Consider the following 15,208-nt stretch of genomic DNA (forward strand, 5'->3'; position numbering starts at 1 on the left):
GCGGTCAGGCTGATATCAGCTCGAAGCCGGCGCCTTTGGCGACGACATGCCGGAAGCCTTCGATATGGCCGCCCGAGACAAGCCAGTTCTCGCGGTCGGCGCGCTCCAAGATGCTCCGACGGGTGGCCGTCGCGGTCGCCGCGTCGAAATCATAGACCAGGCCGATATCAGGATCTGCGGCCTGCAGGTCGGAGAGATGCAGCGCATCACCCCAAAGCAGCAAGCCGTGCTCCCCGCCTTTGATCAGATAGCCGCTATGGCCGAAGGTATGACCGGGGAGCGGAATGAGTTCGATGCCCGGCCGCACGGGACCAGCAGGCACGGCTCGGAGGCGGTCGGGGTAATGGGCTTTCAGGGCTGCGGCGATGGCAAACCCGCCCTGTTTTTTCGGGGGCGTCAGCGCGCGGTTGGCCTCGTTGCCGAAGAAGCCAAAATCGGCCTCGGGGACAAGGATTTCGGCCTTGGGAAAGCGAGCGCGGTCGCCATCGATCAGCCCGAGCGCGTGGTCGCCGTGCAGATGAGTGATCAGCACCCGCTCGACCTGTTCGGGCGCGATGCCCGCGGCCGCCATGGCGTCGGGCGCATGACCCATGGCTGGCCCCCAGGAGGGGCCGGTGCCGGCGTCGACGAGCGTGATCCCGCGAGCGTCTTTCAAGGCGAAGCAATTGACGACGATACTGATCCTGGGCCGGCCCGAGCGCGCGACGATGTCATCGCGAGCAGATGCGCCTGCAGCGTGGATCAGCACATCGAGTGGCGCCTCGAAGATGCCATCGTGCAGGATCGAGATCTCATAGTCGCCGATACGATGTGACTGCTGGTTCATGGGCCGCGCTCCGTTCAGGCGGGATGTTGTACCGGCAGGAGCGAAGGGCTGGTAGGCCCCTGGCTGCCCGGCAAGGCGCCTTGCGTCTCCTGGCCCTGCCGGCAGGCGCGAAACGCGCTCGCCGGCCGTGCATCTGCGGGCAGGGCGCTTGCGACGCATGTCGTGCCCTGCATTGCTGCGGTGCAACATCCATTCCCTTTTGCTTCAATCTGCTCTATGAGCCCTATTCAATCGATGGCTTGCGTCCTGGCCGCGCTTTCGCGCCGTGCCGCCCATCGCCCGAATTCATGCGCCGTTTCCTGCCCCACGCGCCGTAACCCTTAGGCTTCGACACCCCATGTCCTTTCTTCCCACGAGTGCGCCGCTCGCGCGTGCGCTCGCCGAGCGCAACTATTCCGATCCGACCCCGGTCCAGAACGCGGTTCTCGAAGACTCGGCTGCGGGACGCGATCTGCTCGTCTCCTCGCAGACCGGCTCAGGCAAGACCGTCGCCTATGGGCTTGCCATCGCCACGACGCTGCTCGGCGAGGCCGAAGCCTTCGGCCGGGCCGGCAAGCCGCTGGCGCTGATCATCGCCCCGACGCGCGAACTCGCCTTGCAGGTCCAGCGCGAACTGGCCTGGCTCTACAAGCACGCCAACGCCCGCGTCATCGCCTGCGTCGGCGGCATGGACCCGCGCCGGGAAGCCGCGCTGCTGGATGAGGGCGCCCATATCGTCGTCGGCACGCCCGGCCGCCTGCGCGACCATATCGAACGCCACCGCCTCGACGTGTCCGCGCTCAAGGCCGTCGTGCTCGACGAGGCCGACGAGATGCTCGATCTCGGCTTCCGCGACGATCTGGAATTCATCCTGAAGACGACGCCGCCCGAGCGGCAGAGCCTGCTGTTCTCGGCGACGCTGCCGAAGGCGATCATCCAGCTCGCCAAGAGCTACCAGAACGATGCGCTGCGCATCGAGGTCGCCGGCACGCCCGGCGGTCACGCCGATATCGATTATCGCGCCATCCGGGTCTATCCGAAGGAAGCCGAGCTCGCCGTCGTCAACCTTTTGCGCTTCCACGATTCGCCGTGCTCGCTGGTGTTCTGCAACACCCGCAATTCGGTGCGCCATCTCGAAGCCATCCTCCTGGAGCGCGGCTTCTCGGCCGTGGCGCTGTCGGGCGAACTCAGCCAGAGCGAGCGCAATTCGGCGCTGCAGGCGCTGCGTGACGGCCGGGCACGGGTCTGCGTCGCGACCGACGTCGCCGCGCGCGGCATCGACCTACCGGGCCTGACGCTCGTCATCCATGCCGAATTGCCCAATGATCCCGAGGTGATGCAGCATCGCTCAGGCCGCACCGGGCGCGCCGGCAAGAAGGGCACCAGTGTCCTGCTGGTGCCGGTCTCGCGCCGCCGCAAGGCCGAGATGCTGATTGCCGAGGCCAAGGTCGAGGCCGTCTGGGCCGGGCCGCCGACGCAGGACGAGATCCGCGCGCTGGACAAGGAACGGCTGCTGAACGACCCGATCCTCACCGGCGAGCCGGGCGAGGAAGACGCCGCAATGGTCGAGGCATTGCTGGCCGGGCGCACCGTGCAGGAGATCGCGGCCGCTCTGGTGCGCGTCTATCGCTCGCGCCTGCCATCTGCCGAAGAGGTCGGCGATCCGAATTTCGGCCGTGACGAGCGTCGCCCCGTTCGGGCTCGCGAAGATTACGCACCGCGCGAAGGTGGCCGCTTCGGCGAAGGCCGCGAGGACAGCCCGCGTTCCGAGGGGCCGCGCAAGGCCGGCCCGCGCGGCAACACGGTCTGGTTCCGCCTCAATATCGGCCGCAAGGATGGCGCCGATCCGCGCCAGCTGCTGCCGATGCTGTGCCGTCGCGGCAAGATCACGCGCGACGAGGTCGGCGCGATCCGCATCTTCGACAAGGAGACCAAGGTCGAGATCGATGCCGATGTCGCCGAGCGCTTCTATGAGCTCGCCAAGGCCGTCGATCGCGACAAGATCGTGATCGAGCCTGTGACCGGCGAGGATGAGCGCCGCCCGGCCAAGCCCTTCGCGGAGAAGGCCAGCCACGCTCCGTCGGCATATTCCAAGCCAGAGCGCGACACTGACCGCGCACCGGCCAGGGCCTATGAAAAGAAGCCCTACGAGAAGAAGCCGTTCGAGAAGAAGCCCTATGAGGGCAAGAGCTTCGACGGCCCCAAGGCTTACGACAGCAAGAAGAAGGCCTATGAGGGCAAGAGCAAGCCGTTTGGCGCCGCCAAGCCCTACGATCCTGTGCGCAGTGATCGCGATGCCGTCTCCGACCCGAACGTCTCGTTCCGCTCCGGTCCTAAGCCTTATGCGGGCAAGCCGGGTGGCGGGAAGCCGTTCGAGGGTGGCAAGAAGCCCTTTGCTGGCAAGCCCTATGCGCCGCGTGGGGATGCTCCGGGCGGGGGGCGCCCCGCCGGCAAGCCGTTCAAGGGCAAGAAGCCCGGCCGCGACGATCGCGGCTGAGGCGCGCGCCTGTCACGCCGACGGCTTTCAGGCCGCGACGTGATCACTCGGACATCCGTCCTTCCCGGCTCGCTCAGCGCAGGCCGAGGAAGGAGAGGATGGCGAGAACGACGACGATCAGCCCGACGATGTAAATGATGTTGTTCATGAAGAGCCCCCTGCGTTGAGCGGGCCGCAATGGCCCGCCTGACGTGATGGGAACCGCGCTTGGCCGCAAAAGTTCCCTTTTTGCGGGCGGGAGCCTTCGTGGGAGGCCTTTCGGGGAGCCGGCGTGGGCTCCCCGTCAGGCATTTCGTTTCAGCGGCAGATCGTGACCGGGCGAACGACCGGGCCGAGGCCGGGCACGAAGGCGCGCCGCATCACCCTGTAGCAGCCGCCGCCATAGTAGCCGGCATAGGCCGGGCGATAGCCCCAGCCCCGATGTCCGCCCCAGTGACGACCCGGATGACGGAAGCCGTGACCGTAATGGCCGTGATGGCCGTGGCCGCCATGCCAGCCAGGAGCGGCCTGTGCTGCGGTCGTGGTGGCGAGCGAGCCGCCGATGAGGGCACCGGCGCCGAGGACGAAGGCCGTGGCGATGCCGGCGAATGTGCTGCGGATGGACATGATCGAACTCCCCTGGGCTGTCTGAGGGGCTGCACCATGCAGCTCCATACCCATTGGTCGCGGGAGCGACGGGGAAGGTTCAAAGCAGGCGAGAATATTTTGGCTCGCGCAGGAAAGCGCCCGAGGATGTTCTTTATGCTCGGAACCTCATCGTCATCCTGGGCGCCGCGAAGCGGCGACCCGGGACCCACCATAGGGCCGGACATTGCCCTACGATGGATCCCGGAGCTGCGCGGCTTCGCCGCTTGTCCGGGATGACGGTGCGGTTCAGAGCCTGGTCGGAATATTCGGCAGGAGCACTCAGCTCTGCACGACCTTGCGGTAGAGATGCCAGGTGGCGTGGCCCAGCACCGGCATGACCACCACGAGCCCGACGAGAACCGGGAGGCAGCCGAGCACGAGCAGCCCGGTCACCATCAGGCCCCAGATCATCATGACGCGCGGATTGGCTTCCACCGCTGCGACAGAGGTGCGGATCGCGGTCGCCGCATCGACATGCTTGTCGATGATGTAGGGGAACGACACCACCGAGATCGAGAAGGCGAGGATGGCGAAGAGCAGGCCGAGCGAATTGCCGACGACTATCATCACCCAGCCGTCGAAGGTCGTGAACACGGCGCGCAGGAAGTCCTGCGTCGATACGTCGGGATCAAGCCCGAGCAGGCCGCGATAGATGAACCATGCCGCGAACAGCCAGCCGATGAACAGCCCTGTCAGCATGGCGCCGAGCAGGCAGATCTGACCAATCGACCGGGATTTGAGCACGGCGAAGGCGTGTCCCCAGGATGAATCGATACCGCGCTCGCGTCTGCGGCTGATTTCGTAGAGGCCGATCGCGGCGAAGGGGCCGAGCAGCGCAAAGCCGCCGAGCAGGGGGAACAGCAGCGGGAAGATGTTGAAGGTGACGGTGAGCTGGGCGATCAGCACGCCCGCGACCGGATAGATCAAGGCGATGAAGGCGAGGTGGCTCGGTTGCGCCTTGAAATCCTCCCAGCCGCGCCAGAGCGCATCGCGGAGATCCATCGTCGTGATCGTTCGTATCGTGGGCTGGGCGGGCGCGTTGCTGCGCAGCCCAGTGTCGTTGAGCATGCCGTCAAGGTTGGCCATGGCGTATCTCCCGGTTCCGGCCCGGTTCGCCCAGCGGTCGACGCGAAGCTCAATCTCGTTTCTTCGGGTCAAGGCGCCTGCGGCGTCGAGCTTCCAATTCCCTGCTCGGCCATCATACGCGCGAAGGCGCGTTTTGTCGTCACCAGTTCCAAACACGAGAATGGGAGCCGGTGCTCGATGTTGCGTCCTTGATGGTCCTGCCCTTTCTCGACACCGCCATCTCGCTTAATAAATCCGCATGAGCGAGCCCGAATCCATCCCGGTCGAATCCCTGACGCCGCGCAAGGCGAAGCTCGAGCACAAGGCGCTCGCAGCCGAGATCGCGGCGGCCGACCGCGCCTATTTCCAGGATGACCAGCCAATCCTGGACGATGCCAGCTATGACGCCAGGCGGCGGCGGCTGGTGGCGCTGGAGGAGGCGTTTCCCGAGCTGAAGGGCGCGGAGGCGCTGAGCGACAAGGTCGGCGCCAAGCCGTCCTCGAAATTCGCCAAGATCCGGCATCGCGTGCCGATGCTGTCGCTCGCCAATGCCTTCTCGGACGAGGATGTCGCCGAATTCGTCGGTCGCGTGCACAGTTTCCTCGGCCGCAAGGAGGTGGGCGGGATCGCCTTCACGGCCGAGCCCAAGATCGACGGGCTGTCGCTTTCGCTGCGCTATGAAAAGGGCGCGCTCGTCCATGCCGCGACGCGCGGCGACGGCGAGGAGGGCGAGGACGTCACGCTGAATGCCCGGACGATCTCAGAAATCCCACATGTCCTGTCGGGCGACGATGTCCCGGAGGTCGCCGAGATACGTGGCGAGGTCTATCTCGGCCATGCCGATTTCGCGGGGATCAACGAGCGCCAGCGCGAGAAGGGGCTGCCGGAATTCGCCAACCCGCGCAATGCGGCGGCCGGTTCGCTGCGCCAGCTCGACGTCTCGATCACGGCGGCGCGACCGCTGCGCTTCTTCGCCTATGCCTGGGGCGAGATGCCGGTGTTGCCGGCCGATACGCAGTTCGGTGTCGTCGAGGCCTTCAAGCACTGGGGTTTCCGCACGAATGCGCTGATGAAGCGTTGCGAGAGCGTCGAGGAGCTGCTGGAGCGCTATCGGCTGATCGAGGCGCAGCGCGCCACGCTCGGCTACGATATCGACGGCGTCGTCTACAAGGTCGACGACCTCGCGCTGCAGACCCGGCTCGGCTTCGTCGCGCGGGCGCCGCGCTGGGCAATCGCGCATAAATTCCCGGCCGAGCTGGCGACGACCGTGCTGGAGGCAATCGAGATCCAGGTCGGGCGCACCGGCGCGCTCAGCCCCGTCGCCAAGCTCAGGCCGGTGACGGTGGGCGGCGTCGTGGTCTCCAATGCGACGCTGCACAATGAGGATTACATCCGCGGCTTCGATTCCAAGGGCCTGCCGATCCGCGATGGCTCCGACATCCGCATTGGCGATACGGTGACGGTGAAGCGGGCGGGCGATGTCATTCCGCGCGTCCAGTCTGTCGATCTGACGAAGCGGCCGGCGGATTCGCAAGCCTATGCCTTTCCGACGCTCTGCCCAGCCTGCGGCAGCCATGCGACGCGCGAGATCAATCCCCGCACCGGCAAGGAGGATGCAGTACGTCGCTGCACCGGCGGCCTGATCTGCCCGGCCCAGGCCGTCGAGCGCCTCAAGCACTTCGTCTCGCGCGATGCGCTCGATATCGACGGGCTCGGCGACAAGCAGATCGAGTTCTTCCACGCCGATCCCGATCTGCCGGTGAAGGAGCCGGCCGACATCTTCACGCTGGCGCAGCGCGATGCCGCGAATTTCAAGAAGCTCAAGGACAAGGAAGGCTTTGGTGCGCAAAGCGTCGCCAAGCTGTTCGCCGCGATCGACGAGCGGCGGTCGCCGCCGCTCAACCGCTTCATCTTCGGGCTCGGCATCCGCCATATCGGCGAGACCACGGCGCGTCTGCTGGCGCGGCATTACGGGTCGTTCGATGCGTTGCGCAGCGCCGGGATTGCAGCCGCCGATGTCTCGTCACACGAGCGGCAGGAACTCGACGCCATCGACGGCATCGGCCCCACTGTCGTCGAGGCGCTGATGGAGTTTTTTGCGGAGGCGCATAATCAGGAGTTGCTGGAGCGCCTGCTGGCGCAGGTTTCGCCACAGCCGCTCGAGGCGGTCGCCTCCGTCAGCCCGGTCGCCGGCAAGATCGTCGTCTTCACCGGCGCGCTGGAACAGATGACGCGCGACGAGGCCAAGGCCATGGCCGAGCGGCTGGGTGCGAAGGTCGCGGGCTCGGTGTCGTCGAAGACGGACCTGCTGGTGGCGGGGCCGGGTGCCGGCTCAAAACTCAAGGACGCCACTAAACATGGCGTTCAGGTCATCGACGAGGCCGGCTGGTTCACGCTGGTGGGGCGGTAGGCCGGAGGTTTCCCGCCCGCATGCAAGACGATAAAAACGCCCCGTCGTCCCGGGCGCAGCGCAGCGGAGACCCGGGATCCATTCCTGAGCCTTTCAGGTTTGCGTTCCGGAATGGATTCCGGATCGGCGCGGCTTCGCCGCTTGTCCGGAATGACGGCGTGGTTCCAAGACAATACGGAAAGCTCGGGCCTATCCGTCTTCTTTCTCGATCAGGGTCGCCGGCTTGCGGCGGGAGGATTTCAGGCCCGCCCAGTTCGGCGCGATATAGCGCGGCATCGTCCGCCGCCAGCAGCGGCGTTACGTTCCCGGCAATTGCTGCGGCGGCACCGCGGCCAGCCGTGTTTCGCCTTCGAAGCCGTCAGGTGCCGTTGCCCGAAAATGACTCGGCGCCTTGCCGGTGATGCGCTTGAAGGCGCGGCTGAAGGAGGCTTCCGATTCATAGCCCAGACGCCGCGCCACGACCGCGATCTTGAGCTTGTCGCCGACGAGCCACTGGCGCGCCTGCTGCATCCGGACCTGCGCCACATAGCGCGCCGGCGTCTCGCCGACGATGGTCGCGAAGCGTTCGGCGAAGCCGGAGCGCGATGCGCCCATCATCCTGGCGAGGGTTGCGACCGTCCAGTCCCGCTCGGGCGTCACATGGATCGCCGCCAGAACCCGGCCGATCTCGGGGCATCGCGCCGCTGCGATCCAGCCGGTGGCATCGCCGCAGCCGCTTTCGACCCATGACCTGATGATGCTGGCAGCCAGCACGTCGGCGAGCCGCGCCAGGATGCCGCCTGCGCCGACACGATCCATGGCCACCTCGCGCGCCATCGCTTCCAGCAGATGGGGAATGCCCGGCTCGCTCTTGGCCAGCTCGAACATCTGCATCAGATCCGGCATCATCCGCAGCAGGGGATGGGCGGCGTCGACATTGAAGGTCATGCTGCCGCTGAAGATCAGCGTGGGTTCGCTCTCGCCTGCGCCCTGGCCGTCTCCGCCGCCCTTGACGTCGAAGATGTTGCCGCAAACCTTGCGGATCTGGCAGTTCGCCAGCGGAAAGGCCTCGACATCAGGCGCGCTGGCGAGCACATGTTCGGCGCCGCGCGGAAGCAGCACCGCATCGCCATCGCGCAGTTCGAGCCATTCCTTCGACGGTGTCAGCAGCCAGCAGCCACGCTTCGCGATGAAGTAGAAGCGGGCCGCCTTCTGCTGGGGAACCGCGATGGCCCAGGGCGCCGTCATTTCGCAGCGGCCATATTCGACGCCGTCCAGCCGCAGACCCCGCAGCATGTCGGTCAGATGATCGCTCGCTGGCGTCGCAGCGGGTTTGGACGAATGATCATGCATTATGGCGAATATAGCATGGAAGCTCCAAAGGGCCATACCCATCTTGCCGCGACACGTTGGAGATCCCCATGTCTGATTCCGCTTCCGCCGTCGCGACACTGCCGCTCGATTCCCCTGATGATGCCGATGAACAGAGCCCGGCCTGGCCTGCTGTCTTCGCGCTGACCCTTGGCGTCTTCGGCCTGGTCACGGCCGAGTTCCTGCCCGCCAGCCTTTTGACACCGATGGCCGCTGATGTCGGCGTGTCCGTCGGTGCGGCCGGGCAGGCGGTGACCGCGACCGCGGTCGTCGGCGCCATCGCCGGCCTTGCAACGGCGATCGTGACGCGCGGTATCGACCGCCGCATCGTCGTCTGGGCGTTGACGGGGTCGCTGATCCTGTCGAGCCTTCTTGCTGCAGCCGCCACCAGTCTGACGACGCTGCTGCTGGCGCGCGTCCTGCTCGGCATCGGCCTTGGCGGCTTCTGGTCGATGGTGGCGGCGACTGCCATGCGCCTCGTGCCGATGAGCGCGCTGCCGCGCGCCATGTCGCTGATCTTCACCGGCGTTTCCGTCGCGACTGTCAGCGCTGCCCCGATCGGCGCCTATCTCGGCGATCTCTGGGGCTGGCGCATCGTGTTCGTGCTGTCGGCTGTCCTTGGCGTGGTCGCGCTGGGCGCCCAGCTGCTGACGATGCCGCGTCTGCCGGCGCTCGGCTCGCCGGACGTGCGGACCCTGTTCGACTTGCTGCGCCGGCCCAGCATCAGGCTGGTGCTGCTCGCGATCGTCGTCAGCATTTCCGGTCATTTTGCCGGATTTACCTATATCAGGCCGTTCCTCGAACAGGTTCCCGTGCTCTCGGTCGAGGCTATCTCGCTGGTGCTGCTGGCCTATGGCGTCGGCGGGTTCTTCGGCAATTTCGTCGGCGGCGCGATCGTCGCGCGCAGCGCCAAGGCAGCGGTCATTGCCGGCTCGGCCACGATTGCGGTGATGGCTGTGATCCTGTTCCTGTTCGGGAGTTCGATTGCGGTCGCAGCGGTCGCGGTCGGGCTCTGGGGCTTCGCCTTCGGGGCGCTGCCTGTCGGTTTCCAGACCTGGATGGTGCGGATCTCACCCGATGAAGCGGAATCCGCCGGCGGCCTTCTCGTTGCGGCCTTCCAGGTCGCGATTGCGAGCGGCGCGATCTTCGGCGGGCTCCTGGTCGATGGCTCCGGGCCGCTTGGTGCGATCGGCTATGCTGCTGTCGCGACCCTGCTCGCCGCGCTTGGCGTTCTCGTCTTCGGCGCGAAAAGCCCCGAGCAGATCGAGGCCGGCGGCGCGGGGCGTCCCGCAATTCACTGACGGAATGAAAGTGATCGGGCGCGTGAATGCGCTCGATCACTTTTCTTCAAGACACAGCTGCGCGCTTTCGCTTTATCCTCAGTCGATGGAGCCGACCCGCCAGACCGAAGCCCTTGGAATCCTGCCGCTGACGATGGGCGAGCGGGCCGACATCTTTCTGGCGCGGCCCTTCGACAAGCTGGAATGCCTGAGCGCGACCTTCTCCAAGCACGCCTATGCGCCACATGCGCACGACACCTTCGTCGTCGGAACCATCGAAAGCGGTTGCGAGACCTGGCGGGCGCGAGGGCGGCGCCATTATGGCCGCCCTGGCGATCTCTGTTTCATCAATCCGCTGGATGTCCATGACGGCGAGGCGGCGGATGGCGGCTACAGCTATCGCATGACCTATCCGACGGTGGGGCTGCTGCGGGAGATCGCTGCGGCGCTGGTCGGACGAGAGGCGGTCGGAACGCCATTCTTCGCCGAGCCTGCGGTGCATGATCCCGAGGGCGCCGCGCTGTTCTCGCTGGCCCATCGCACGATGCAGGATGGTGGCGACGGGTTCGGCGGCGAGGAATTGCTGCTGCGAGCCTATGCTCACTGCCTGGCGCGGCATGCCCGGCTGCCCGTCGGCGAGATCGGCCGGGAGACCGGCCCGATCGCCAGGGCGCGGGATCTGCTGGAGCAGCGCTATGAGGAAGACCTGTCCCTGGCCGATGTCGCCGAATTGACCGGGCTGGCGCGGCACCGCTTGATCCGCGCCTTCCGGGCCGAGACGGGCATGACGCCCCACGCCTATCTCGTCGATGTCAGGGTGCGCCGGGCGCGCGAGCAGCTGCGCCGCGGCGACAAGCCCGGCGCTGTGGCGGCCGCGACCGGCTTCTGCGATCAGGCGCATCTGACGCGAGCGTTCAAGGCGCGCTATGGCGTGACGCCCGGTGCGTTTCGCGGCGCCCACCTCTCCTGAAAGCCCCGAGCATGTCGACGATGCGCCACGATCTACGCATGGGCCTGGGCGATATCTGGCCGGCTATGCTGGCTGCGGTGCCGATCGGCTTTCTCTTCGGTGCGCTCGCCGCCGCCAAGGGGCTTTCACCGCTCGAGGTGCTGGTGATGAGCGCGCTCGTCTTTGCCGGCGGCGCGCAATTCGCGGCCGTAGAGCTCTGGACGACGCCTGCGCCGATTTTCGCGCTGGTCTTCTCGACGCTGCTCATCAATGCCCGGCATGTGCTGATGAGCGCATCGCTGGCGCCCAAGCTCGGTGGCTTCAGCCTCGGGCAGAAGCTGGCGGGCCTGTACTACATGGCCGATGAGAACTGGGCCCTGGCGGAGAAGCGGGCGCGCACGCACCGGCTGACGCCGGCCTACTGGTTCGGCCTGACCGTGCCCTTCATGCTGTGCTGGCTGATGACCTCGACGCTTGGCGCCACGATCGGCGCCGCCATGGGCGATCCGCGCCGCCTCGGGGCCGATTTCGCCTTCACGGCGCTGTTCATCGCGCTCGTCGCCGCCTTTTGGAAGGGGCGGGTGACATTCTGGACGGTGGCTGCGGCGGGTATCGCCTCGGCGCTGACCTACAGGCTCGCCGGCCCGCCCTGGCATGTGCTGGCAGGCGCGGCCTGCGGCCTGCTTGCAGCCTGGATCGCGGCGGGAACGGAGCCGGCCGCGGTTGCGGAGGAGGCGACGCCATGACGCTCGACCCGATCAACCTGCTCGCGATCCTCGGCATGGCGATCGCGACCTATGCAACGCGCATCGCCGGGCTCGCGCTGGCGGGCCGGCTCGATCTCTCGCCGCGTGCCCAGGCTGCCTTCGACGCGATCCCTCCGGCCGTGCTGATCGCGGTCATCGCGCCGAGCGCTCTGGCGACGGGCTGGCCGGAGACCGGGGCGGCGGCGATCGCGGCGCTGGCTGCGACGCGTCTTCCCCTGCTGGCGGTCGTGGCTGTCGGGGTCGTGGCCGTCGTGGCGTTGCGGGCGGTGATGTAGAGCGGAATTTCCCTTCTCCCCTCGCGGGAGAAGCGAAGAGGTCCGCCCGTTTCTCACAACGGCAGGCAGGCCGTTTCCAGCCGCTCAGTATGCATCTGGACCAAGGTCTGTTGCATAATCTCAGAAAATGAAGGAGATTACGTAGGGTGACTCTAGAATTCTGACTGGAATCGATCGGATGTGTGTTTCGGCGGAATATGAGGGATTCGCGTTCTATATTTTTACTGCGGCGGTGGCGTTGATTTATTTCAGTCTTGTTGCGCGTATTCTGAAAAGTGCCAAAGGGAAAGCGGTCGACCCGACGCCTTATGAGGCGTCCGTGCTCTTGGTAGGCGTGGGCCTTCCCACGCTTGGGGGGCTCAAGCTTCGCTCCACAGGAAATACGGAAATCGATCGCAGGCTGCTGTCGGCGACAAAGGCAAAGCTTGCTTGGTTGTCGCTCATGACCAGCCTATTGGGGCTGGTGGCGATGCTGGCGATTTTCAACTGTCAGATTCGAGCGATGCAGTCCGCTGCTCAAAGGCTGGCTGCTTTCGAGATTGAGGCTCAGGCGGCGTCTGTTCACAACGGCAGGCAGGCCGCTTCCAGCCAGGACTTCGCCTCGCCCTCGACCAGTGGGGCGAGGTTGCTCCAGACCTGCGCGTGATAGGCGTTGATCCAGGCGATCTCGCCTTCGTCCAGCAGCTTGAGATCGATCAAAGCGCGTTCATAGGGCGCCCAGGTGATGGTCTCGAAGCCATAGATGGTGCGATCACCGCCGGGGATGATGCGCTCCTCGACCACGATCAGGTTCTCGATGCGGATGCCGTATTCGCCCTGCTTGTAGTAACCGGGCTCGTTGGAGAGGATCATGCCCGGCTCCAGCGGCGTGGTGCCGAGCTTGGAGAGGCGCTGCGGCCCTTCATGCACGGAGAGGAAGCTGCCGACGCCGTGGCCCGTGCCATGGTCGAAATCCAGCCCGGCCTGCCAGAGCGGCAGACGCGCCAGCGCATCGAGTTGTGCGCCCGATGTGCCCTTGACGAAGACGACGCGCGAGATCGCGAGGTGTCCCTTGAGCACGCGGGTGTAGCGATCGCGCATTTCGTCGCTGGGCTCGCCGATGGCCATGGTGCGGGTGATGTCGGTGGTGCCGTCCTCATATTGCCCGCCTGAATCGACCAGGAAGATGCCGGGCTCGATCCTGCGGTTGCTGGAATCGGTGACGCGGTAGTGCGGGAGGGCGGCGTTGGGGCCTGCGCCTGCGATGGTGGTGAAGGAGACATCCTTCAGCAGCCCGGTCTTCAGCCTCTCGGCTTCGAGCGCTGCGACGGCGTCGATCTCGGTAAGCCCGCCCTTGGGCGCTTCGCGTGCGAGCCAGGACAGGAAGTTCACGATCGCCGCGCCATCGCGCTGATGAGCGTCGCGCGCGCCTTTCAGCTCCGCCTCGTTCTTGCGCGCCTTCATCAGCGCGATCGGGTCCGTGCCGGCGTCGGGGGTTCCACCGGCATCGCGGATCAGGGTCGCCAGCGCGGCAGCTGCAGTGGTCGAATCGAGCCGGACCTTGGCCTTGGCCGCGCCCAGCGCCCGCAACTGCTGCTCCAGCGCGGCCGGCGGCGCGATCTCGCCGACGGCGCCGATGGCGTCTCCTGCTTCGTTCGTCACCTTCTCGGGCGCGAGGAACACGGTCGGGCGGCCTTCGCGCGGCACGATCGCGTAGCCCAGCGGCAATGGCGTGTGCTCGACATCGCCGCCACGGATGTTGAAGGTCCAGGCTAGCGCATGTGGGTCGGAGACGACGAGCGCATCGACCTTGGCCTTGGTCAGCGCCTCCTGGATGCGCGCAAGCTTGTGGGCGGTGTCCTCTCCCGCGAAATCGGCGCGATGCGCCTTGACCGGCGCGGCAGGAGGGGCGGGGCGGTCACTCCAGAGCGCGTCGATCGGATTCTTGGCGACGGCGACGAGTTCGCCGCCCGCGGCCGAAACCGCTTTCTCCAGCTTGGCGACACCGTCGACGGTGTGCAGCCAGGGGTCGTAACCGAGCTTGCCGCCCGCGGGCAGATTGGTCTCGATCCAGCGTTCCAGCGGCGTCTCTTCCATCTTGGTCGGCGTGACCACGTTCTTGTCGGTCTGCGCCGCCGACTGGATGGTGTAGCGGCCATCGACGATCAGGGCGGCCTTGTCTGCCAGAACGATCGCGTTGCCGGCCGAGCCGGTGAACCCCGTCAGCCAGGCAAGCCGCGCCATATGGGCGGGAACGTATTCGCCCTGATGCTCGTCGGCGCGCGGCACGATGAAGCCGTCGAGCCCCTGCGCTGCAAGCGCCCGACGCAAGGCGGCGACGCGGCCTGCAACCTGCGATGGATCGCTCGGCTCGGAGAAGGACTGGAAACGGCAGGATGAGGCGGGCGATTCTGTCATGGCGGGTCCGATGGCGGTTTTGCGCATCGTTGCGTCCCGTCTCGACGAAAGCCAGCGCAAAAAGCGAAATCCCGGCCTGCTTCCCGCTTGGGCCGCGATCGCCGCGAAATGCGTCAGGCTGCCTCTTTGCTATGCGAATGGCGCAATCGTTAATGGATTACGGCGGATGGCATGCGTTGCATGCATATCTCGCAGATGCGAAACCATCTTCTCGCAGATGCGAAGAAGTACCACTTTGGTTGCATAAGAGAACGAGGAAGCGACCGGGACTGTCCTTCGTTTTTAAGGAGAGATCCTATGACCTATGTGCTGAATAACGCCGATGTCCTGCCAGTGGCGGGCATTACAAAGACCGTCGCTCCGGTATCGAGCGCCCCGACGTTCCGGCAGCGGCTCTTTGCCGCCATGGTCGAAAGCCGGCGCCGTTCCGCGGCCCGCGAGCTGCGCGCACGCTACTATCTCATCAATGAGGCGGAGATCGTGCTCGGCGGCTTCCCGACCGCGACCATCTCGAACGACGTCGCCCTGCCGTTTAGCCGTTGAGTTCTCGCACTGAATCCTCGCCGCGCCCGGCCTTTGCCGCGCGGCCCAACACCGGACAATCATCATGATCGCCATCATCAAGCACGCTTACAATTCAGTTGCCGACGCAGCCAAGTTCGCTGCCGCCGTCTGGCACGATGCCCGCGCCATGCAGGCCGACGCCGAGGCCAAATACGGCCACAGCGGCTACTGAGCGGGACGACGCGCTCCTTCTACTATGCCGGGGCGCCTGACGCGGCGGGC

Annotated in this window: 14 protein-coding genes; 9 read left to right on the plus strand and 5 right to left on the minus strand. The window is 66.2% G+C overall.

Annotated elements, in window-relative coordinates; all coding sequences use genetic code 11:
* Positions 1–4: 4 nt before the first annotated feature.
* Entirely contained in the window at positions 5–826 is an 822-nt protein-coding gene (aidB, locus tag C4S73_RS08085) for an AidB family quorum-quenching N-acyl homoserine lactonase (RefSeq protein ID WP_103871990.1), read from the minus strand.
* Between the two features lie 337 nt (positions 827–1,163).
* On the opposite strand from aidB, the gene C4S73_RS08090 reads away from it, so the two are divergent.
* Positions 1,164–3,302 (plus strand): DEAD/DEAH box helicase, encoded by a 2,139-nt coding sequence (locus C4S73_RS08090; protein ID WP_103871991.1) that lies wholly within the window; start codon positions 1,164–1,166, stop codon positions 3,300–3,302.
* A 297-nt stretch (positions 3,303–3,599) separates the two neighbouring features.
* Here the strand turns inward: C4S73_RS08090 and C4S73_RS08095 are convergent, their stop codons facing one another.
* Entirely contained in the window at positions 3,600–3,908 is a 309-nt protein-coding gene (locus C4S73_RS08095; protein ID WP_200827965.1) for a hypothetical protein, read from the minus strand.
* Between the two features lie 300 nt (positions 3,909–4,208).
* On the minus strand, positions 4,209–5,015 hold the full coding sequence (locus C4S73_RS08100) for a DUF2189 domain-containing protein (RefSeq protein WP_244595502.1): 807 nt from the start codon (positions 5,013–5,015) through the stop codon (positions 4,209–4,211).
* A gap of 238 nt (positions 5,016–5,253) precedes the next feature.
* On the opposite strand from C4S73_RS08100, the gene ligA reads away from it, so the two are divergent.
* Positions 5,254–7,404: an NAD-dependent DNA ligase LigA gene (ligA, locus tag C4S73_RS08105; RefSeq protein WP_103871992.1), complete on the plus strand. Its 2,151-nt coding sequence runs from the start codon at positions 5,254–5,256 to the stop codon at positions 7,402–7,404.
* Positions 7,405–7,701: 297 nt separating this feature from the next.
* On the opposite strand, the gene C4S73_RS08110 is transcribed toward ligA, so the two are convergent.
* The gene (locus tag C4S73_RS08110; RefSeq protein ID WP_103871993.1) at positions 7,702–8,736 is read right to left on the minus strand and encodes an AraC family transcriptional regulator; all 1,035 of its coding nucleotides are present in this window, start codon (positions 8,734–8,736) and stop codon (positions 7,702–7,704) included.
* A gap of 68 nt (positions 8,737–8,804) precedes the next feature.
* Between C4S73_RS08110 and C4S73_RS08115 the strand changes: the two genes are divergently transcribed.
* The 5 genes from C4S73_RS08115 (at position 8,805) to C4S73_RS08135 (ending at position 12,671) form a co-directional block, all read left to right on the plus strand.
* Positions 8,805–10,055 carry an MFS transporter gene (locus tag C4S73_RS08115; RefSeq protein WP_103871994.1) on the plus strand — a complete coding sequence of 417 codons (1,251 nt, stop codon included), beginning with the start codon at positions 8,805–8,807 and terminating at the stop codon, positions 10,053–10,055.
* Positions 10,056–10,065: 10 nt separating this feature from the next.
* The gene (locus tag C4S73_RS08120) at positions 10,066–11,004 is read left to right on the plus strand and encodes an AraC family transcriptional regulator (RefSeq protein ID WP_160115693.1); all 939 of its coding nucleotides are present in this window, start codon (positions 10,066–10,068) and stop codon (positions 11,002–11,004) included.
* A gap of 11 nt (positions 11,005–11,015) precedes the next feature.
* On the plus strand, positions 11,016–11,729 hold the full coding sequence (locus C4S73_RS08125; RefSeq protein ID WP_244595503.1) for an AzlC family ABC transporter permease: 714 nt from the start codon (positions 11,016–11,018) through the stop codon (positions 11,727–11,729).
* Positions 11,726–12,025, plus strand: coding sequence for an AzlD family protein (locus tag C4S73_RS08130; protein WP_103871996.1), 300 nt, complete (start codon positions 11,726–11,728; stop codon positions 12,023–12,025). Before C4S73_RS08125 ends, C4S73_RS08130 begins: the two co-directional genes overlap by 4 nt.
* 178 nt (positions 12,026–12,203) lie before the next feature.
* On the plus strand, positions 12,204–12,671 hold the full coding sequence (locus C4S73_RS08135; RefSeq protein WP_103871997.1) for a hypothetical protein: 468 nt from the start codon (positions 12,204–12,206) through the stop codon (positions 12,669–12,671).
* Here the strand turns inward: C4S73_RS08135 and C4S73_RS08140 are convergent.
* Positions 12,587–14,422, minus strand: coding sequence for an aminopeptidase P family protein (locus tag C4S73_RS08140; RefSeq protein WP_103872411.1), 1,836 nt, complete (start codon positions 14,420–14,422; stop codon positions 12,587–12,589). The genes C4S73_RS08135 and C4S73_RS08140 overlap by 85 nt on opposite strands.
* A 297-nt stretch (positions 14,423–14,719) precedes the next feature.
* Between C4S73_RS08140 and C4S73_RS08145 the strand changes: the two genes are divergently transcribed.
* Both C4S73_RS08145 and C4S73_RS28890 read left to right on the plus strand, forming a co-directional pair.
* The gene (locus C4S73_RS08145) at positions 14,720–14,965 is read left to right on the plus strand and encodes a hypothetical protein (protein WP_103871998.1); all 246 of its coding nucleotides are present in this window, start codon (positions 14,720–14,722) and stop codon (positions 14,963–14,965) included.
* A gap of 64 nt (positions 14,966–15,029) precedes the next feature.
* Positions 15,030–15,158, plus strand: coding sequence for a hypothetical protein (locus C4S73_RS28890; protein ID WP_280177582.1), 129 nt, complete (start codon positions 15,030–15,032; stop codon positions 15,156–15,158).
* Positions 15,159–15,208 lie beyond the last annotated feature (50 nt).

This window comes from Allobosea lathyri (genome assembly GCF_900108245.1).
GTDB classification, from domain to species: domain Bacteria; phylum Pseudomonadota; class Alphaproteobacteria; order Rhizobiales; family Beijerinckiaceae; genus Allobosea; species Allobosea lathyri.